Raw genomic sequence first — 234 nt, 5'->3', positions numbered from 1 at the left:
ATCCACCTGATGGTGAAGTGCGGCCAATGCTAAGACGCGATAAATAGCGCCAGAATCCAGTAAGTGGCACTGCAACGACTCCGCCCTCGCTTTACATAAAGTCCCTTTACCCGCGCCACTTGGCCCATCGATGGTAATAACCGGGGCGACTGCCGTCATTGTTCTCTCCTGTTGCTGCGTGCTTATTGTCAGCCCTTGCAGGCCGCCTGGATTGCGCGGCATTATACGCTGCCT

1 protein-coding gene is annotated in these 234 nt (G+C 55.6%); it reads right to left on the bottom strand.

Going from position 1 to position 234, the window contains the following annotated elements:
• A partial coding sequence (locus tag KVT28_RS27020) for a (d)CMP kinase (protein ID WP_217551411.1) occupies positions 1 to 159 on the bottom strand: 159 nt, incomplete at its 3' end.
• Positions 160 to 234: the final 75 nt, after the last annotated feature.

This window comes from Pantoea sp. GbtcB22 (assembly GCF_019091025.1).
Lineage (GTDB): Bacteria > Pseudomonadota > Gammaproteobacteria > Enterobacterales > Enterobacteriaceae > Pantoea > Pantoea leporis.
The sequence above is the reverse complement of the archived record's forward strand: the minus strand, read 5'-3'. Positions and strand labels throughout refer to the sequence as shown.